Below are 18237 nucleotides of genomic sequence, written 5' to 3'. Positions count from 1 at the left end.
AAGAAATCGCGCCCCAAACCCGGGTTCCCCTGACGGCGAACCCCGTCTCAGCGGACGGCGCGGAGCTTCGCGCGCTCGCGCGCGGCGCGGGCCGACGCGATGGCCGCCTCGCGACGGGCCACGGACGCGGGCAGCGAACGCGCGAACGCGAGCAGCACCCCGCACGCCAGCAGCACCGAGAGCAGCGAGGTACCGCCCTGCGACATGAAGGGCAGGGGCACGCCGAGCACCGGGAACACCCGCAGCACGACGCCGATGTTGATGAGCGCCTGGCCGACGATCCACACCGTGATGCCGCCGGCGGCGATGCGCACGAACGGGTCGTCGGTCTTGCGGATGACGTGGAATGCGCCGACCGCGAAGAGGGCGAACAGCGCCAGCACGACCGCGCAGCCGATGAGCCCGAGCTCCTCCCCCACGATCGCGAAGATGTAGTCGTTCGCGGCGGCGGGGAGCCAGTCGTACTTCTCGCGCGAATTGCCGAGACCGAGGCCGAAGATCCCGCCGCTTGCGAGACCCCAGATACCGTGCAGCGGCTGATAGCAGTCGTTGAAGTAGTCGTCGAGGCAGTTCGGGTTCAGGAAGCTCATGAACCGGCGCATGCGGTCGGGGCTCGTCACCGCGAGGAACGCCACGGCGCCCGCGGCGAGGATCGCGGGCAGCACGAAGATGCGCAGCTTGACGCCGGAGAAGAACAGCGCGCCCAGCACGATGAGCACGAGGATCATCGCCGTTCCGAGGTCGTCCCCGGCGAGCACCGTCGCGATCGCGAGGCCCGCCACGGGCACGAGCGGGATGAACACGTGCTGCCACTTGGTGAGCAGGGTCCGCTTGCGGAACAGCACGAACGCGACCCAGAGCGCGAGGCCGAGCTTGAGGAACTCGGACGGCTGCGCCTGGAAGCCCGCGATCGTGATCCAATTGCGGTTGCCGTCGGCGCCGTGGCCGAGGGGCGTGAAGACCAGCAGCTGGAAGGCGACGCCGAAGATCAGCGCGGGCCACGCGACCCTCTTCCAGAAGGCGACCGGCAGGCGGCTGGCGATGAACATCAGCGGGATGCCGATGACCGCGAAGACCACCTGCTTGAGCACCATCTCCCACGGCGCCTCGCCCGCGGCCGTCGCCGTCGCGGAGGTCGCCGACAGCACCATGACGAGCCCGAAGACCGTCAGCAGCAGCGCCGTCGAGGCGATGAGCAGGAACTCGCTCGGCACGGGCGCGAACACACGCCCGAGCGATACACGGGCGGCGAGGCCGCGGCGCGCGGGCTTGTCAGCCTCGCTCGTCGTCGCCACTGTCGTCGCGGCGGGGCGCGTCGGTCGGGCCCGAGGCGGCTGCGTCGTGGTCACCCGGGTCCCCCGTTCCGATCCGTTCCCTCACCGCCGCAGCGAATCTGCGGCCGCGGTCCGCGTACGACGCGAACTGGTCGAAGGATGCGGCAGCGGGAGCGAGCAGAACCACGTCCCCGTCACGCGCCACCCCTGCCGCCAGTTCGACGACCTGCGCCATGACCTCTTCAGTCTCATCGGCGTCCACCTCGAACACGGGCACCGCCGGCGCGTGTCGCTCGAACGCGGCGACGACCGCCGTACGGTCGAGGCCGATGACGATCGCCGCCTTCGCCCCGGCGCCGCGGCCCGAGACGAGTTCGGCGATGTCGACGCCCTTGAGGAGTCCCCCGACGACCCACACGGCCCCCGGGTAGGCCGCGAGCGACGAGGCCGCGGCGTGCGGGTTGGTGGCCTTGGAGTCGTCGACCCATGTGACGCCGTCGTGGCGCGCGACGACCTCGATGCGGTGCGGGTCGAGACGGAACCCGCGCAGCGCGTCGCGGATCGCCGCGGGCGCGACATCCAGCGATCGCGCGAGCGCCGATGCGGCCAGGATGTTCGCGACGATGTGCGGAGCCGCGAGCCCGAGGGAGGCGAGCTCCTCGACCGTGGTCAGCTCGAGCGCGCTCTTGTGCCGGTCCTCGAGGAACGCGCGGTCGACGACGATGCCCTCGACGACGCCCAGGTCGCTCGGGCCCGGCACACCCAGGTCGAAGCCGATGGCGCGGGCGCCCTCGACGACCTCGGCGTCCTCGACCATCGCCTGGGTCGCCGCATCCGCCTTGTTGTAGACGCAGGCGACGCGCGTGTTGTCGTACACGTGCGCCTTCGCCGCGCGGTACTCCTCGAAGGACCCGTGCCACTCGAGGTGGTCGTCGGCGAGGTTCAGGCACACCGCGGCGTGCGGCGACACGGGATCGGGCGAGTCCTGCAGCCCGAGGTACCAGAGCTGGTGGCTCGACAGCTCGACCACGAGCGCGTCGAACCCCGAGGGGTCGCGCACCGCGTCGAGAACCGGGGTGCCGATGTTGCCGACGGGCGCCGAGCGCAGGCCGCCCGCGACGAGCATCGTGGCCGTGAGGCGCGTGGTCGTGGTCTTGCCGTTGGTGCCGGTGATGAGGATCCAGTCGGCGGGGGTGCCGTCCGCCCGGACCACCTTGTCGCGCACGCGCCACGCGAGCTCGATGTCGCCCCACAGCGCGATGCCGTTCTCCCGCGCCCAGGAGATGAGCGGATGCTGCGGCGCGAAGCCCGGCGACGCCACGACGACCTCGGGCGCGAACTCGATGAGCTCGGCGGGCACCGACTCGAGCGATCCCGTCCACAGGCGTGCGCCGATGACGGGCAGCAGGCGCTCGTACTCTTCGTCGGCCTTCTCGGTCACGACGAGGACGTCGGCGCCGAGCTCGGCGAGCGTGTCGGCGACGGAGAAGCCGGTGACCGACAGGCCGAGCACGGCGACCCGCAGGCCCTTCCAGTCGGCGTTCCAGCTGGTGAGGGCGCGGAGGCGATCCGAGGTCATGTGCGAGAGAGCCATTCGACGTAGAAGAATCCGACGCCCGACACCGCCAGGAGGCCCGCGATGATCCACATGCGCACGACGATCGTGACCTCCGACCAGCCCCGCAGCTCGAGGTGGTGGTGGAACGGACTCATGAGGAAGAGGCGTTTGCCGCGCGTGATCTTGAAGTAGAGGCGCTGCAGGATCACCGAGCCCGGGCCGATGATGAAGACGCCGGCGACCAGAACCGCGAGCAGCTCGGTGCGGGTGAGGATCGCCATCGCGGCGATGACGCCGCCGATGGCCATCGAGCCCACGTCGCCCATGAAGACCTTGGCCTTGGGCGCGTTCCACCAGAGGAAGCCGACCAGCGCGCCGACGAAGGACGCCGAGATGATCGCGAGGTCGAACGGGTCACGCGTCGGGTAGCACGCGGCCTTCGCCGCCGCCGACAGCGTGTCGCCTCCCCAGCAGGCCTGGTTGAACTGCCAGAACGCGATGAGGCTGTACGCGCCGACGACGAAGATCGCCGCACCCGCGGCCATGCCGTCGAGGCCGTCGGTCACGTTCGTGCTGTTGGAGAACGCGACGCCGATGAACGTGATCCACGCGAGGTACAGTATCCAGCCGGCGATGAGCCCGAGGGTCATGAACCCCAGTGCCGGCACGTCCCTGAAGACCGAGATGAACGGCGACGCCGGCGTCTGGTCGAACTGGTTGGGGAAGTTCAGCGCGACGATGCCGAACGGCACGGTGACGGCGACCTGTCCGGCGACCTTGCGCCAGCCGCTCAGACCCATGAACTTCTGCTGACGCACCTTCATGTAGTCGTCGATGAAGCCGACCGCACCGAGACCGACCATCATCCAGATCACCAGCAGGCCCGAGACCGTCGGCGGGTTGTTGCCGACGTAGCACCCGACCAGGTACCCGACGATCGTGCCGACGATGAAGATCGTGCCGCCCATCGTGGGCGTGCCGCGCTTGGTCTGGTGGTTGGGGTTTCGGATGTCTTCGGGAGTACGGATCACCTGGCCCCAGCCCCACTTGCGGAAGAGCCGCAGGAACACGGGAGTGAGGAAGAGGGTGAATGCCAGCGAGATCGCCGCCGCGGTAAGGAGTGATCTCACGAGAACGATTCTCCCAGACGATCGCCGAGGAACCGGAGCCCGGCGGAGTTCGACGACTTCACCAGCACGCGGTCGCCGTCGCGCAGCTCGCCCTGCAGATAGTCGAACGCCTCGTCGGCGGTCGAGAAGAAGACGGCCTCGTTGTCCCACGAGCCCTGCGCGACGGCCTCGAGGAACATGCGCCGGGCGGGGTCGCCCACGACGACGATGCGCTGGATGCCGAGCCTCACGGCCAAGAGGCCGACGCGGTCGTGCTCCTCCTCGGCGTACTCGCCGAGCTCGCTCATCGCGCCGAGCACGGCGACGGTGCGCTCTCCGGGCCCCGTGATCTGGGCGAGGGTGCGCAGCGCCGCCGCCATCGAGTCCGGGCTCGCGTTGTACGCGTCGTTGATGATGCGCACGCGCTCCGATCCCAGGGGCTGCATCCGCCACCGCTCCGCGATCTCGACGGTCTCGAGGCGCGCCACGGCGTCGGCGAGTGAGACTCCGAGCGTCGTCGCGGCGGCGATCGCCGCCAGCGCGTTCATGACGTGGTGCTCGCCCAGCACCCGCAGGCGCAGCGGCAGCGAGACGCCGTCCGCGGTCACGGTGAACGAGGTTCCGGCTGCCGTGACCACGACGTCGTCGGCACGCACATCGGTGGCCGCGGGGCCGCGGCCGAACCAGCGCACGCTCGCGCCCTGCTCGGTGGCGATGGGCGCCATCGCGGCCACACGCGCGTCGTCGGCGTTGAGCACGGCCGTTCCCCCGGCGCTCAGCGCGCGAACGAGCTCGGACTTGGCGTGGAACGTCGCCTCGATGCCGCCGAAGCCGCCCGCGTGGGCCATGCCGACCATGAGGACCACGCCGACGTCGGGGTCGACGAGCCCCGCGAGTCGGGCGATCTCGCCCGGCGCGCTCGCCCCGAACTCGCTCACGAGGTACTTCGTGGTGTCGGTCACGCGCAGCATCGTCAGCGGCGCACCGACCTCGTTGTTGAACGACGCCTTCGGCGAGACGGTCTCGCCCTCCCCCTCGAGGATGCGGGCGAGAAGGTTCTTCGTCGTCGTCTTGCCGTTCGACCCGGTGATCCCGACGACGCGCAGGTCCCCAGCATCCCGAACCGTCTTCACGACCTCGCGCGCGAGCGCCGCGATCGCCTCGACGACGTCGGCCACGACGATCTGGGACACGGATGCTGCGACCCGCCGCTCGACGAGCGCGAGGGCGGCACCCTTCTCTACGGCCGCGTCGACGAACAGGTGCCCGTCGGTCTCTTCTCCGGGCTTGGCGACGAAGATGCCGCCGGGCTCGATCAGGCGGGAGTCGGTGTCGACCGTCCCCGACACGACGGTGTCGAGGGTGTCGCCGTTCTCGAGGTGGATGTCGCCAGAAACGGCACGGGCGATCTGGGCGATGTTGAGCGCGATCATGTGGGGAACTCCGGAAGCTCGGGTCACTACCCGAACTTGGGCAGCAGCTCCGGCGACGTCGTCGAGGGCATGACGCGATAGGTCTTGAGAACCTGGGTCATGGCCTTCTGGAACGCGGTCGCGTTGGCCGCAGACGATGTTACCTTCGTCGGCTCGTCGAGGGTGACGACGACGACGTACTCGGGGTCGTCGGCGGGCGCGAAGCCGACCATCGTCGTGTAGTACACGCCCTGCTTGTAGTTGCCCTGGCCGTCGCTCTTCTCACCCGTACCCGTCTTGCCGCCGAGGCGGTAGCCGGGGATCGCGACGGTCTTGGCGTAGGGCGCCTGCAGGAACACGTTCTCGAGCATCTCGCGCATCTGCGCCGACGTGCCCTCGCTGATGACCCGCACCGGCTCGTCCACCTCGGGCTCGACGACCGTGCCATCGGGCTTGGTGCACGACTCGATGATCTGCAGCGGCATCTTGACGCCGCCGTTCACGATCGCGCCGTACGCGCGCGCGAGTTCGGGCATGGTCGTGGTGACACCCTGCCCGAACGACGTGTTGAGAGTCGTCTGCGCGCCCCACTGGTCCGCCGGGTAGAGGAGCCCCTGGCCCTCGCCGGGGTACCCCGAAGCCGTGCCCTCGCCGATCCCGAACCGCGTGAAGTAGTCGTAGCGCGTCTGCTTGTCGACCTTCTGGCTGAACTTCGAGATGCCGGCGTTCGACGAATCGATCAGCACGCCGGTGAGCGTGTACGTGTACGCCGGGTGCTGGAACGAGTCGCGCACCCGCGCGCCGCCGTCGAAGTTCTCCAGGCTCGACGCCACGACGGTGGAGTTCGGCGTCTGCCCCGCGGCATCGATGACCGTCGCGGCCGTCAGGCCCTTGAAGGTCGAGCCTGGCTCGAAGGTGCCGAGGAAGATGCTGCTCGTGCGATCCTTCACCTCGGCGCTGGCGAAGTCATTGGGGTCGACGGTCGGATACTCCGCGGCCGCGCGCACCTTGCCCGTCTTCACTTCGTAGACGAGGATCCCGCCGCGCTGCGCGGCCATGCTCTGCGTCTGCTCGGCGATGAGCTGCTGCATGTACCACTGCAGGTCGCGATCGATGGTCAGCTGCAACGTGCCGCCGTCCGTCGCGGGTGTCTCCCGTTCGGTGCCGGGGATGACGACGCCGTCCTTGCCCTGCTCGTATGTGCGCTCGCCGTTCGTCGCGGCGAGACAGGCGTTCTGCGATGCTTCGAGGCTCTCGAGCGGGGTGCCGTCGGAGCCGAGGAAGCCGATGAGGTTGCCGGCGACCGCTCCGTCGGGGTAGGTGCGCGCGGGGTGCGAGACGCACGCGATGTACGGCGTCTTGAGGTCGGCCAGCGCCCGGAACTGCTCTGTCGACACGCCCTTCTTCAGCACCGCGTACTGCGAGTTCGGATCCTCGGCGAGAGCGGTGCCGACGATGGCGCGGACCTCCTCGGGCGTCTGACCCGTGATCTCGGCGACGTCGTTCGACACGTCCGCCCACAGCCGGTCGTCGGATTCTCCGGCGAGCACCTGCTCGTCGATCTGGGTGATGAGGAGCGGAGACAGCTGGCAGTCGTAGCGAAGGATGCTGCCCGCCAGCGTCTGCCCGTTGGTGTCGACGATCGCACCGCGCGTGCCGTAGAGCGTCTGGCCTCCTGCGAAGGCGACGTCGAGCGAGTCCTTGATGTGGTCGTCGGCGTTCACGACCTGGATGTCGACGAGGCGGACGATGAACCCCGCGAGCACCGCGAGGACGACGGCCAGGGCCACGACGGTTCGGCGGCGGGGACTTCTCGTGCTTCGTGTCGTCATCTGCGTCTCGTGCTCTGCGCCTCGGGCAGTGGGGCGTCTCGATCGGTTCTCGGCTCGGCGTCGTCGCTTCAGTGTGTGCTCGGGGTGGGCAGTCCGTCCGTGAGCGGCGGCGGAGTGTTGCCGACTCCGCCGTCCGGCGTCTGGGCGACCTCCACCGGCAGTCCGTCGATGGTCGCGTCGGGCACCGTGACCAGGGGCGTGTTCGTGATGAGCGCGTTGGGCACGGATCCGCGGCCGATCGCATCGACCGACGACGTGCCCATCGCGACCTCGGACGGACCGAGGATCGCGCCGTCGCTCAGCCGCAGGTAGCTGGGCGCCTCGTTGATGACCATGCCGAGCGCCGCCGCGTTCGCGGCCAGATACTGCGGCGAGCTGAGCCCCGCGACGTCGTCGTAGAGGATCTGCTTCTCATAGGTGAGGTCTCGCTGCTCCTTCGTCAGGGCCGCGATCTCGTATGTGCCCTGCGTCGTCATGATCGACAGCGACATCTGGGCGGCGGCGATGAGGAACGCCCCCATCACGGCGACGATGCCGTAGAAGAGCTTCGGGCGACGCCGGCGGGCCGGCGCGTCGAGCACCCGCAGGCGGCGGCGCGCAGCATCCGATCGATCCGGGGCCGCGGCACCTCTCAGGCGAGCGGTGGTGGTGTTCACGATCGTGCTCATCAGGCTCCCTCCGCGTGCTCGGGCCGCACGCGCTCCGCGGCTCGGAGGCGCACCGGCGTGGCGCGCGGGTTGACCGCGCGCTCCTCGTCGGTGGCGAGCTCGGCACCTTTGACGAGCAGCCGGAACTTGGGGGCATGCTCGGGCAGCTCGACCGGCAGCCCCTTCGGTGCGGTCGACGCCGAGGCGTCCGCGAGGGCGCGCTTGACGAGCCTGTCTTCGAGCGACTGATACGAGAGCACCACGATGCGGCCGCCCACGGGAAGGATGCTGAGCGCGGACGGCACCGCACGCTCGAGCACCGACAGCTCGCGGTTGACCTCGATGCGCAGCGCCTGGAACACGCGCTTGGCGGGGTGGCCGGTACGCTGGGCGGCGGCCGGAGTCGCCGCCTGCAGGATCTCGACGAGCCGGCCGGACCGCTCGATCGGCGCCTGGGCGCGGGCCGCGATGATCGCGCGGGCGTAGCGGCCCGCGAGCTTCTCCTCGCCGTAGCGCTCGAAGATGCGGCGGAGGTCGCCCTCGCCGTACGTCGCGAGGATGTCCGCGGCCGTCGTGCCCGCCGACTGGTCCATGCGCATGTCGAGCGGTGCGTCCTGCGCGTACGCGAACCCGCGGTCGGCGACGTCGAGCTGCAGCGACGAGACGCCCAGATCGAACAGGATGCCGTCGGCCGCCGCGAAACCGCTCGAGGTCACGGCATCCGCGATCCCGTCGTAGACGGTGTGCACGAGGTGCACGCGGTCGCCGAACGGGGCGAGGCGCTCCCCCGCGATGCGCAGGGCGTCGGTGTCGCGGTCGAGGCCCACGAGCTGGAGCTTCGGGAAGCGCAGGAGGAACGCCTCGGAGTGGCCGCCCATGCCGAGCGTGGCATCGACGAAGACGGCGCCGTCGCGCTCCAGGGCCGGCGCGAGCAGCTCGATGCAGCGCTCGAGCATGACGGGGGTGTGGATGTCACGCAGATTCATAATCGCCTGGCGGTCCTGGCCCCAAGCCCTGATCCCCATCCGCTCCGACCTGGCACCGGGGAAGTGGCGTCAGGGCACGAGCAGCTGGGAGTCACGGCCGAGGGCTCAGAACAGGCCCGGAATCACCTCCTGCTCCAGCTCGGCGTAGCTCTCTTCGTTGGCCTCGGCGTAGGTGTTCCACGCCGTGGCGTCCCAGATCTCGGCATGGGCGCCTACGCCGGTGACGACGAGGTCGCGCTCCAAGCCGGCGTATGCGCGCAGCGGAGGGGGGATCGTGATGCGGTTCTGACTGTCGGGCTTCTCGGCACTCGCGCCCGAGAGGAACATGCGCAGGAAGTCACGCGCCTGCTTGTTCGCGAGCGGCGCCTCACGGATGCGGTCGTGCACCCGCTCGAACTCCTTCTCGCTGAACACGTACAGGCAGCGGTCCTGTCCGCGCGTCACGACGACACCCCCACCAAGGTCGTCGCGGAACTTCGCCGGAAGGATGACGCGCCCTTTGTCATCGAGCTTGGGTGTGTGCGTGCCCAAAAGCATCGGTACATCACACCCCCTTCGTCCGGCCCCCCGGGTTGTGCGCCACTTTACTCCACTCTCCTCCACTTCGCTACCAATTCGTGATCTGACGCTCCCCCGCTCCCCTCCCGGAGACACGTATGGGCGGCGTGCGGGCAACAAAAAAAGCACCGACCCAAAGGTCGGTGCTTCTCGTGCCGGTTCAGGCGGCGGGGACGCTCAGCGCTCCTCCTGCCGCTTGTCCCAGCGATCGTTCATGCGATCCATGAACGAAGAGCTGTTCTGGGGTTTGGCGGGCCGGTCGGGTTCGACTCTCACCTTGCCGGGACCACGCCCGGGAGTGACGGCGAGGAGGACCCCGCCGAGCATCACGACGAAGCCGATCACGCCGACGACGATCAACTGCTGCGATACCCCGACGATCAGACCGCCCAGCCCGAGCAGCACGAGGATCGTGCCGTAGACGATGTTGCGATAGCTCAGAGTGCGTCCGTCGCGGGGCGCGCTGACGACATCCGCGTCGTTGCGCATGAGATGGCGTTCCATCTCGTCCAGCAGGCGCTGCTCCTGTTCGGAGAGTGGCATGCTTCCCCCTCTGTACTTCGGTGGCTCGATTGTACGCGTGCCGTTCCTCACTAGGCTAGGCCCGTGTCCGCCTCCGCCTCGCCGATCGAAGCCATTTCCCAGCGAGTGGACATGTTCATCTCGGCTCAACGTCAGAGTGCGGCCGATGCCGGCCCCGAGGCGGCCCGATTCGTCACCGCGGGAGCGGATGCCGTCACTGGCGGAAAACGCCTTCGCGGACGATTCTGCATCTCCGGGTGGAGGGCAGTGGAGGAGGCCTCGGGCCCCGCCGGCGCCGCCCCCGCCCCCGTGATCGCCGCGGCCGCCGCCCTCGAGGTGTTCCACGCCGCGGCGCTCGTCCACGACGACCTCATCGACAACTCCGACACGCGACGCGGCCGTCCGTCGGCGCATCGCGCCCTCGAGGCCGGACACCGCGGCTCGGGCTGGCTCGGCGACGCCGACGCCTTCGGCCGCTCAGCCGCGATTCTGCTCGGCGACCTGCTCGTGGCGTGGAGCGACGACCTCCTCGAGGAAGGGCTCGCCGAGACCTCACCCGACCGCGCGGCGGCAGCGCGGAGCCAGTACGCCCTGATGCGCCGCGAGGTCACGCTCGGCCAGTTCCTCGACGTCGCCGAGGAATCGGCGTTCGCCGGCGAGCCCGACGACAAGCACGCGGAGCGCGCGCTGCGCGTGGCATCGTTCAAGTCCGCGCGCTACAGCGTGCAGCAGCCGCTCGCGATCGGCGCGGCGCTCGCGGGGGCGGATGCTGCACAGGCGGCGGCGCTGGCCGCGTTCGGGCACCCGCTCGGCATGGCGTTCCAGCTGCGCGACGACGTGCTCGGAGTGTTCGGCGACGAGGCCGCCACCGGCAAGCCGTCCGGTGACGACTTGCGCGAGGGCAAGCGCACGGTGCTCATCGCGTTCGCGCGGGAGGCGCTGGCCCCCACCGCGCGGCGGATCGTCGACGAGCTGGTCGGCGACCCCGACCTCGACGCGTCGCAGATCGCGTCCCTGCAGCAGACGATCGTCGACACCGGCGCCCTCGACCGCGTCGAGCGACTCATCGCCGACTACGCGCACGAGGCCGATCGCGCCCTGTCGGGCGCACGGCTCGGCAACGCGGCCGTGGGCGAGCTGCGCGATCTCGCGCGCGCCGCGACCGTCCGCACGACCTGAGCTCAGGCCAGAGTGCGGGCGACCCGGCGGACCTCGCTCTTGCGACCGGCGAGGAGCGCCTCGATCGGCGCGATCCCGATCGTGTCCTCGGAGGTCAGCAGCCAGTCGATCGCCTCGTCGTCCGAGAAGCCGGCGTCGTGCAGCACGAACACGGTGCCCCGCAGCGACGGCAGCGGGTGCCCGTCGACCACGAAGACGGACGGCACCTTCAACACGCCGTCGCGCTTGGACCCGACGAGGTAGTACTCGTCGAGCAGTCGGCGCACGCGGCCGAGCGGTTCGCCGAGCACCTCCACGAGGTCAGGCAGGGTGAGCCAGTCGGTCTCGAAGCGCGGGGCGGCGTCAGAGGTCACGAAAGCAACTATCTCAGATCGGATCGAGCGCTCGTCCACCGCACTTTGGTCACACGAGTAACAGAAACCTCCCTTATTAACACCAGTTGACACCAATAAACATCCGTGACACGGTTCTCGAAGTCGACTGAGGGGGGAAACTCGTGCGACAGGTACGCAATGCAAGGAGTCGTGTCGACCACGGAGGCACACCGTCACGAGCGATCTTCGCCGGCATCCCGGTGGCGGTCGCCGGTTCGATCGCGCTGACGTTGTCGGCGGTGCCCGCGAACGCCGCGACGACGGATGCTGCGCCCCTGAGCGTGCCGCGCACGCTTGGCGCCGCTGCCGTGAGCGCTCCCCGCGTGACCGCCCTGCCCACCGTCCGCGTGACGGCCGCGGCCGCGGCCGCCCCCGCGACGTACACCGTGCAGCGCGGCGACACCGTGAGCCGCATCGCGGCGCGGTTCGGTCTGCGCACGAACGACGTGCTCACCCTCAACGGGCTCGGCTGGTCGTCGACGATCTACCCGGGCCAGGTGCTCACGCTCAGCGCGGCGGCCGCCGCTCCGGCACCCGCGGCACCCGCGCCGGCCCCGTCCACCGGCACGTACACCGTGCAGCGCGGCGACACGATCAGTGCGATCGCCAAGCGCCACGGCACCACGACGAACGCGGTGCTCTCGGCCAACGGGCTCGGCTGGTCGTCGATCATCTACCCGGGACAGACCATCAAGATCCCCGGCGCGGCCGCGCCCGCAGCATCCGTTCCCGCTCCTGCACCCGCGCCGGCGCCCGTTCCCGCGCCCAACGCGACGGCGGGCGGTTCGCACACCATCGCCGCGGGCGAGACGATCAGCTCCATCGCGAAGCGGTATGGCGTGACGACGAACGCGGTGCTCTCGGCCAACGGGCTCGGCTGGTCGTCGATCATCTACCCCGGGCAGACCATCAAGATCCCGGCCGCAGCGTCGTCCATCCCCGGCCTCTCCGGTGAGCAGGTCTCCAACGCGCAGCTGATCGTGCGCATCGGGCGCGAGCTCGGCGTCTCGGACCGCGGTATCGCCATCGCCCTCGGGACCGCGATGCAGGAGTCGTCGCTGCGCAACGTCACGTGGGGCGACCGCGACTCGCTCGGCCTGTTCCAGCAGCGCCCGAGCTATGGCTGGGGCACCCCCGCCGAGGTGCAGGATGCCGCGCGCGCGACGCGCGCCTTCTTCGGCGGCGCCGGGGACCCCAACGGTTCGAGGACCCGCGGTCTGCTCGACATCCCCGGCTGGGAGAAGCTGACCTTCACGCAGGCGGCCCAGGCGGTGCAGATCTCGGCATACCCCGACGCGTACGCGAAGTGGGAGGCTTCGGCCTACTCGTGGCTCGCCGCGCTTCGGTGACGTGCGGGTCACATTGCGGTCTCGCGGGTGAGCCGCTCCGCCGGCTCGCAGGCACGGATCCGTAGACTCTCAGCGTGAGCACGAGTCAGCAGACGGATCCGCTGATCGGCCGTCTCGTCGACGGCCGATACCGGGTGCGTGCTCGCATCGCCCGCGGCGGCATGGCCACGGTGTATGTGGCGACCGATCTGCGCCTCGAGCGCCGCGTCGCGCTCAAGGTCATGCACTCGCACCTGAGCGACGACACGGTCTTCCAGAGCCGTTTCATCCAGGAGGCCCGCGCGGCGGCCCGCCTCGCCGATCCGCACGTGGTCAACGTGTTCGATCAGGGCCAGGACGGCGACATGGCGTACCTGGTCATGGAGTACCTCCCCGGCATCACGCTGCGCGAGCTCCTGCGCGAGCAGCGCCGGCTGACGGTGCCGCAGGCGATCTCCATCCTCGACGCCGTGCTGTCGGGTCTCGCCGCCGCGCACAAGGCCGGTATCGTGCACCGGGACGTCAAGCCCGAGAACGTGCTCCTCGCCGAGGACGGCCGCATCAAGATCGGCGACTTCGGCCTGGCCCGCGCGACGACCGCGAACACCGCGTCGGGCGCGCAGCTGCTCGGCACGATCGCGTACCTCGCCCCCGAACTCGTCACGCGCGGCACGGCCGACGCCCGCAGCGACATCTACGCCATCGGCATCATGCTGTACGAGATGCTCACCGGCGAGCAGCCCTACAAGGGCGAGCAGCCGATGCAGATCGCGTTCCAGCACGCGACCGACTCGGTGCCCCGGCCGAGCGTGAAGAACCCGGGCGTCCCCGAGCCCCTCGACGAGCTCGTGCTGTGGGCGACCGAGAAGTCGCCCGACGAACGGCCCGTCGACGCGCGCGAGATGCTGCAGCGCCTGCGCGACATCGAACGCGAGCTGGGCATCTCCCCCGTCGTCGCCCGCACCGGCCCCATCGGCATCGTGCGCGACGACGTCGCCCCGACCGGCGAGCTCACGGCGGTGCTGCCCAGCACGGCGACCGGGCCCGTCGCCACGATGGCCGAGGTCGACAACGCCGGCCGGCTCCGTCGCGCCACCCAGCGCCGCCGCGCGCGGGGTGGATGGCTCGTCGCCCTCGTCGTCGTGCTCGCGGCGCTCGCCGGCGGCCTGGGCTGGTGGTTCGGCTCCGGTCCCGGGTCGATGGTCCCCGTCGCCGACGTCACCGGCCTGACGTTCGAGCAGGCGTCGGCGCGCCTGCAGGAGGACTCGCTCGTCGCCGTGCAGCAGGGCGAGTACAGCCTCGACGTCGCCACGGGCCAGGTCATCCGCAGCGATCCGGGCAGCGGCACCCGCGTCGACAAGGGCGCCGAGGTGAACGTCTACGTCTCGCTCGGCCCGCAGGAGGCGACGTTCGCGTCGTTCTCGGGAATGCCCGACGCCGACGCGCGCGCGGCTCTCCAGGCCCAGTCGGTGTCCGTCCCCGACGAGAGCGCGAAGTTCTTCACCGACGCGGCCCCCGACGTCGTGATCGGCGTCGTCATCCGCCCGGCCGGTGCGCCGGAGGACGGCTCGCAGGATGTCGCCTGTATGGACGGGTGCACCGTCCACCAGGGCGACACCGCGCGCCTGCAGGTGTCGCTCGGACCGCTCCCGAACGTCGCGGGCCAGAGCGAGGGCAAGGCACGCAGCACGCTCGAGGGTCTCGGACTCGTCGTGGCCGACCCCAGCCAGACCGAGTCCAGCGACTCGGTCGACGAGGGCCGCGTGATCCGCCTCCTCGGCAAGGAGGACGGCAGCTGGCTCGCCCCCGGCGACACCGTGACCCTCGTCGTGTCGACCGGTCCCGCATTGTTCGAGGTCCCGGACTTCGAGGGGATGACGCTCGCCGAGGCCCGACAGGCTGCCGCGGACGCCGGATTCAGCATCGACTACGACGACCGCTGGGACGCCTTCCCCGATCCGTTCACCAAGGTCGAGTCGCAGAAGCCCGACGCCGGCGATATGGAGCCCAAGGGCACCGTCATCTCGCTGCGCATCGCCGCCGCCCTCTGACCCGCCGCGGCTGAGACCGCCGCCGGCGTCGCTACGCCCGCGCAACCCGAGGCCGGCTTCGCGACGAGACCCACAAGAGCACCGCGACGCTCTTCGCTCGGGTGCTGACGCGCGGTCTCGCGGATAGCACGGCCTTCCGCCGGCGGGCATGCCGGTCGCCCAGACCGCCGCGACCTCGCGCAGGCAGCGCCAGACGGGACGAGCCCGCAGCGGGACGGGAGCAACAAAGAGATCCCGGATGCCTCGGGGCGAGGCATCCGGGATCTTCTGCGTGTCAGGCGCGCGGCGTCAGCGCTTCTCGAGCTCCTCAGCGACGAGGAAGGCGAGCTCGAGGGACTGCATGTGGTTCAGGCGCGGGTCGCACAGCGACTCGTAGCGGGTCGCCAGGGTGGCCTCGTCGATCTGCTCGGAGCCGCCGAGGCACTCGGTGACGTCGTCGCCGGTGAGCTCGACGTGGATGCCGCCGGGGAAGGTGCCGACCGCACGGTGCGCCTCGAAGAAGCCGCGGACCTCGTCGACGACGTCGTCGAAGCGACGCGTCTTGTAGCCCGTGGGCGTCGTGATGCCGTTGCCGTGCATCGGGTCGGTGACCCACAGCGGGGTCGCGCCCGAGTCCCTCACGGCCTCCAGCAGCGGCGGCAGCGCGTCGCGGATCTTGCCCGCACCCATGCGCGTGATGAAGGTGAGGCGGCCGGGCTCGCGGTTCGGGTCGAGCTTGTCGATGAGCGCGAGCGCCGTCTCCGGCGTCGTGGTCGGGCCGAGCTTCACGCCGATGGGGTTGCGGATCTTCGAGAAGTAGTCGACGTGCGCGCCGTCGAGCTCGCGCGTGCGCTCACCGATCCACAGGAAGTGCGCCGACGTGTTGTACGGAGTGTTCGTACGCGAGTCGATGCGCGTCATCGGACGCTCGTAGTCCATGAGCAGGCCCTCGTGGCCGGTGTAGAACTCGACGCGCTTGAGCTCGTCGAAGTCGGCGCCGGCAGCCTCCATGAACTTGATGGCGCGGTCGATCTCCGTCGCGAGACGCTCGTACTGCTGGTTCGCCGGGTTCTGCGCGAAGCCCTTGTTCCAGGAGTGCACCTCGCGGAGGTCGGCGAAGCCGCCCTGCGTGAACGCGCGGATGAGATTGATGGTCGACGCGGCCGTGTGGTAGCCCTTGAGCAGCCGGTTGGGGTCGGCCTTGCGCGACGCCTCGGTGAAGTCGTAGCCGTTGACGATGTCGCCGCGGTAGGCCGGCAGCGTCACGTCGCCGCGCGTCTCGGTGTCGCTCGAGCGGGGCTTCGCGAACTGGCCCGCCATGCGCCCCATCTTGACGACGGGCATCGAGGCGCCGTACGTGAGCACCACGGCCATCTGCAGCACCGTCTTGATGCGGTTGCGGATCTGCTCGGCGGTGGCGCCGGCGAACGTCTCGGCGCAGTCGCCGCCCTGGAGCAGGAACGCCTTGCCCGACGCGGCACGCGCGAGGCGGTCGCGCAGGTTGTCGACCTCGCCGGCGAACACCAGCGGCGGCAGAGTCGCCAGTTCGGCGGATGCCTCAGCCACCGCGTCCGCGTCATACCACTGCGGCTGCTGCTTGATGGGCAGGGTTCGCCAATGGTCGAGTGCGTCGAGGTGCTGGAGCATCCCCCGATTCTAGCCGTGGCACGGAGGGCACCGGCGCCGCGTGACGACCGGCCACCAGGCGTTCAGCGGGTCTTCGGCTTCAGCCGGTCCTTCACGGTCGACGCGTACACGTCGTCGTACTCCTGCTCCCCCAGCCGCTGCAGCGCGACCATGATCTCGTCGGTGATCGAGCGCAGGATGTAGCGGTCGCCCTCCATGCCCTCGAAGCGCGAGAAGTCGAGGGGCTCGCCCACGACGATGCCGACCCGCACGATCCGCGGCACTCTCGTGCCGATCGGCATCATCGTGTCGGTGTCGACCATCACCACCGGCACGACCGGCACGTGCGCCTCGAGCGCCATGCGGGCGATGCCGGTGCGGCCGCGGTAGAGCTTGCCGTCGGGGCTGCGGGTGCCCTCGGGGTAGATGCCGAGCAGATCGCCGCGACCCAGCACCTGCAGACCCGTGTTGAGGGATGCCTCGGACGCCTTGCCGCCGGAGCGGTCGATGGGGAGCTGACCCGTGCCCTTGAAGAACATGCGCGTCGCCCAGCCTTTGAGGCCCTTGCCGGTGAAGTAGTCGCTCTTGGCGAGGAACGCGACGGGCCGATCGAGCATGAGGGGCAGGAAGATCGAGTCCACGAACGAGAGGTGGTTGCTCGCGAGGATCGCGGCCCCCTCCGCGGGAACGTTGCGACGGCCGACGATCCACGGGCGCCAGATCGCCTTGACGATCGGTCCGATGACCACGTATTTCATCAGCCAGTAGAACATCGCGCTACGCCTCTGTCCCCGCGAGATCGGCCACTCCGATCAGGCCCGCGTCGTTGACGAGCTTCGCGATCTTGAAGCTTGCGATCGGCCGGTCGCCGTAGCCGGGCAGCGACTTCTCGTACGCGACGCGCATCGGCGCGAGCAGAGCGTCGCCGAGCTGGGCGACACCGCCGCCGATGACGAAGAGCTCGGGGTCGAGCACGGCCTGGAACCCGCCGCACGCCTCGCCGAGCGCGGTCGCGACGCGCCGCAGCGCCTCGGCGGCGCCGGCGTCGCCGGCGAGCACGAGGCGGGACACCGCCGGTCCGCTGATCTTGCCGTTCTCGGCACGGTGGGCCGCCAGCGCGGCGCCGATGCCGCCGCCGTCGGCGATGTCGTTGGCCTCGCGCTGCAGAGCGCGGCCCGACGCATACTGCTCGAGGCATCCGTGCTGGCCGCAGCCGCAGAGGATCCCGTCGCGGATGAAGCGGATGTGCCCGAGCTCGGCCGCGATGCCGTGACCGCCACGGAAGAGCTCGCCGTCGAGGACGATGGCGCCGCCGACGCCGGTTCCCATCGTGAGCATGACCATGTGGTCGACCCCGCGACCGGCGCCGAAGCGGAACTCGGCCCACCCGGCGGCGTTCGCGTCGTTCTCGATGGTGACCGGCAGGTCGATCCCCGCTTCGAGCGTCGCCTTCAGGGGCTCGTTGTGCCATGCGATGTTGGGGGCGTGGATGACGGTCGCCCGGTCGCGGTCGATGAAGCCGGCGGCCGCGACGCCCACGGCGGCGACATCGTGCGCGGCTCGGAAGTAGCGGGCCATGTCGACCACGGCCTGTGCGAGCGCGACCGTGTCGGTGGGCGTGTCGACACGGAGCTGTTCGACGATGGTGCCGTCGGAGTCGACGACCCCGCCCGCGATCTTGGTTCCGCCGATGTCGATGCCGACCTTGAGCACGTTCTCCCTCTCCGTCCGCCGCACGCGCGACAGCGCCTTGAAGTCTATCCAGGCGGTGCTCTCCACATCCCCCGCTGAGTCTGACGTGA

The 18237-nt window shown here is 70.1% G+C and carries 16 protein-coding genes; 3 read left to right on the top strand and 13 right to left on the bottom strand.

Annotation, left to right across the window (positions count from 1 at the left end):
- Positions 1–47 precede the first annotated feature (47 nt).
- The 9 genes from ftsW to ACEYYH_RS08750 all read right to left on the bottom strand — a co-directional run bounded on the left by ftsW (position 48) and on the right by ACEYYH_RS08750 (position 9919).
- On the bottom strand, positions 48–1295 hold the full coding sequence (ftsW, locus tag ACEYYH_RS08790; RefSeq protein ID WP_374977811.1) for a putative lipid II flippase FtsW: 1248 nt from the start codon (positions 1293–1295) through the stop codon (positions 48–50).
- The gene (gene murD, locus ACEYYH_RS08785) at positions 1273–2853 is read right to left on the bottom strand and encodes a UDP-N-acetylmuramoyl-L-alanine--D-glutamate ligase (protein WP_374977810.1); all 1581 of its coding nucleotides are present in this window, start codon (positions 2851–2853) and stop codon (positions 1273–1275) included. The genes ftsW and murD overlap by 23 nt, the downstream gene beginning before the upstream one ends.
- A complete protein-coding gene (mraY, locus tag ACEYYH_RS08780) occupies positions 2850–3962 on the bottom strand; it encodes a phospho-N-acetylmuramoyl-pentapeptide-transferase (protein ID WP_374977809.1) in 1113 nt (370 codons plus the stop codon). Before mraY ends, murD begins: the two co-directional genes overlap by 4 nt.
- A complete protein-coding gene (murF, locus tag ACEYYH_RS08775) occupies positions 3959–5374 on the bottom strand; it encodes a UDP-N-acetylmuramoyl-tripeptide--D-alanyl-D-alanine ligase (protein WP_374977808.1) in 1416 nt (471 codons plus the stop codon). Before murF ends, mraY begins: the two co-directional genes overlap by 4 nt.
- A gap of 26 nt (positions 5375–5400) precedes the next feature.
- Positions 5401–7185, bottom strand: coding sequence for a peptidoglycan D,D-transpeptidase FtsI family protein (locus ACEYYH_RS08770; RefSeq protein ID WP_374977807.1), 1785 nt, complete (start codon positions 7183–7185; stop codon positions 5401–5403).
- 68 nt (positions 7186–7253) lie between these two features.
- A complete protein-coding gene (locus tag ACEYYH_RS08765; protein WP_374977806.1) occupies positions 7254–7853 on the bottom strand; it encodes a hypothetical protein in 600 nt (199 codons plus the stop codon).
- On the bottom strand, positions 7853–8818 hold the full coding sequence (gene rsmH, locus ACEYYH_RS08760; RefSeq protein ID WP_374978193.1) for a 16S rRNA (cytosine(1402)-N(4))-methyltransferase RsmH: 966 nt from the start codon (positions 8816–8818) through the stop codon (positions 7853–7855). Before rsmH ends, ACEYYH_RS08765 begins: the two co-directional genes overlap by 1 nt.
- 105 nt (positions 8819–8923) lie before the next feature.
- Positions 8924–9355 carry a division/cell wall cluster transcriptional repressor MraZ gene (gene mraZ / locus ACEYYH_RS08755; RefSeq protein WP_056367092.1) on the bottom strand — a complete coding sequence of 144 codons (432 nt, stop codon included), beginning with the start codon at positions 9353–9355 and terminating at the stop codon, positions 8924–8926.
- Positions 9356–9553: 198 nt separating this feature from the next.
- Positions 9554–9919, bottom strand: a complete 366-nt coding sequence (locus tag ACEYYH_RS08750; protein WP_116193695.1) for a DUF3040 domain-containing protein — start codon at positions 9917–9919, stop codon at positions 9554–9556.
- Positions 9920–9982: 63 nt separating this feature from the next.
- On the opposite strand from ACEYYH_RS08750, the gene ACEYYH_RS08745 reads away from it, so the two are divergent.
- Entirely contained in the window at positions 9983–11077 is a 1095-nt protein-coding gene (locus tag ACEYYH_RS08745; protein ID WP_374977805.1) for a polyprenyl synthetase family protein, read from the top strand.
- Positions 11078–11079: 2 nt separating this feature from the next.
- Here the strand turns inward: ACEYYH_RS08745 and ACEYYH_RS08740 are convergent, their stop codons facing one another.
- A complete protein-coding gene (locus tag ACEYYH_RS08740; protein WP_374977804.1) occupies positions 11080–11430 on the bottom strand; it encodes an Rv2175c family DNA-binding protein in 351 nt (116 codons plus the stop codon).
- A 215-nt stretch (positions 11431–11645) separates the two neighbouring features.
- Here ACEYYH_RS08740 and ACEYYH_RS08735 point away from each other — a divergent pair, with 215 nt between their 5' ends.
- Both ACEYYH_RS08735 and pknB read left to right on the top strand, forming a co-directional pair.
- A complete protein-coding gene (locus ACEYYH_RS08735; RefSeq protein WP_374978192.1) occupies positions 11646–12800 on the top strand; it encodes a LysM peptidoglycan-binding domain-containing protein in 1155 nt (384 codons plus the stop codon).
- Between the two features lie 74 nt (positions 12801–12874).
- A complete protein-coding gene (gene pknB / locus ACEYYH_RS08730; protein ID WP_374977803.1) occupies positions 12875–14830 on the top strand; it encodes a Stk1 family PASTA domain-containing Ser/Thr kinase in 1956 nt (651 codons plus the stop codon).
- A gap of 288 nt (positions 14831–15118) precedes the next feature.
- On the opposite strand, the gene ACEYYH_RS08725 is transcribed toward pknB, so the two are convergent.
- The 3 genes from ACEYYH_RS08725 to ACEYYH_RS08715 all read right to left on the bottom strand — a co-directional run bounded on the left by ACEYYH_RS08725 (position 15119) and on the right by ACEYYH_RS08715 (position 18148).
- Positions 15119–16456: a class II 3-deoxy-7-phosphoheptulonate synthase gene (locus ACEYYH_RS08725; protein WP_116193700.1), complete on the bottom strand. Its 1338-nt coding sequence runs from the start codon at positions 16454–16456 to the stop codon at positions 15119–15121.
- A 62-nt stretch (positions 16457–16518) separates the two neighbouring features.
- Positions 16519–17208, bottom strand: coding sequence for a lysophospholipid acyltransferase family protein (locus tag ACEYYH_RS08720; protein WP_374977802.1), 690 nt, complete (start codon positions 17206–17208; stop codon positions 16519–16521).
- Between the two features lie 4 nt (positions 17209–17212).
- Entirely contained in the window at positions 17213–18148 is a 936-nt protein-coding gene (locus tag ACEYYH_RS08715; protein WP_374978191.1) for an ROK family glucokinase, read from the bottom strand.
- Positions 18149–18237: the final 89 nt, after the last annotated feature.

Origin of the sequence: Microbacterium trichothecenolyticum (assembly GCF_041938625.1) — a bacterium.
In the GTDB taxonomy this organism is placed as follows: domain Bacteria; phylum Actinomycetota; class Actinomycetes; order Actinomycetales; family Microbacteriaceae; genus Microbacterium; species Microbacterium trichothecenolyticum_D.
The sequence above is the reverse complement of the archived record's forward strand: the minus strand, read 5'-3'. Positions and strand labels throughout refer to the sequence as shown.

Coding starts and splice junctions, on each gene's coding strand:
- murD (WP_374977810.1), bottom strand. CDS start 2,853: ATGACCTCGGATCGCCTCCGCGCCCTCACCAGCTGGAACGCCGACTGG.
- murF (WP_374977808.1), bottom strand. CDS start 5,374: ATGATCGCGCTCAACATCGCCCAGATCGCCCGTGCCGTTTCTGGCGAC.
- ACEYYH_RS08770 (WP_374977807.1), bottom strand. CDS start 7,185: ATGACGACACGAAGCACGAGAAGTCCCCGCCGCCGAACCGTCGTGGCC.
- ACEYYH_RS08765 (WP_374977806.1), bottom strand. CDS start 7,853: ATGAGCACGATCGTGAACACCACCACCGCTCGCCTGAGAGGTGCCGCG.
- rsmH (WP_374978193.1), bottom strand. CDS start 8,818: ATGAATCTGCGTGACATCCACACCCCCGTCATGCTCGAGCGCTGCATC.
- mraZ (WP_056367092.1), bottom strand. CDS start 9,355: ATGCTTTTGGGCACGCACACACCCAAGCTCGATGACAAAGGGCGCGTC.
- ACEYYH_RS08750 (WP_116193695.1), bottom strand. CDS start 9,919: ATGCCACTCTCCGAACAGGAGCAGCGCCTGCTGGACGAGATGGAACGC.
- ACEYYH_RS08725 (WP_116193700.1), bottom strand. CDS start 16,456: ATGCTCCAGCACCTCGACGCACTCGACCATTGGCGAACCCTGCCCATC.
- ACEYYH_RS08720 (WP_374977802.1), bottom strand. CDS start 17,208: ATGTTCTACTGGCTGATGAAATACGTGGTCATCGGACCGATCGTCAAG.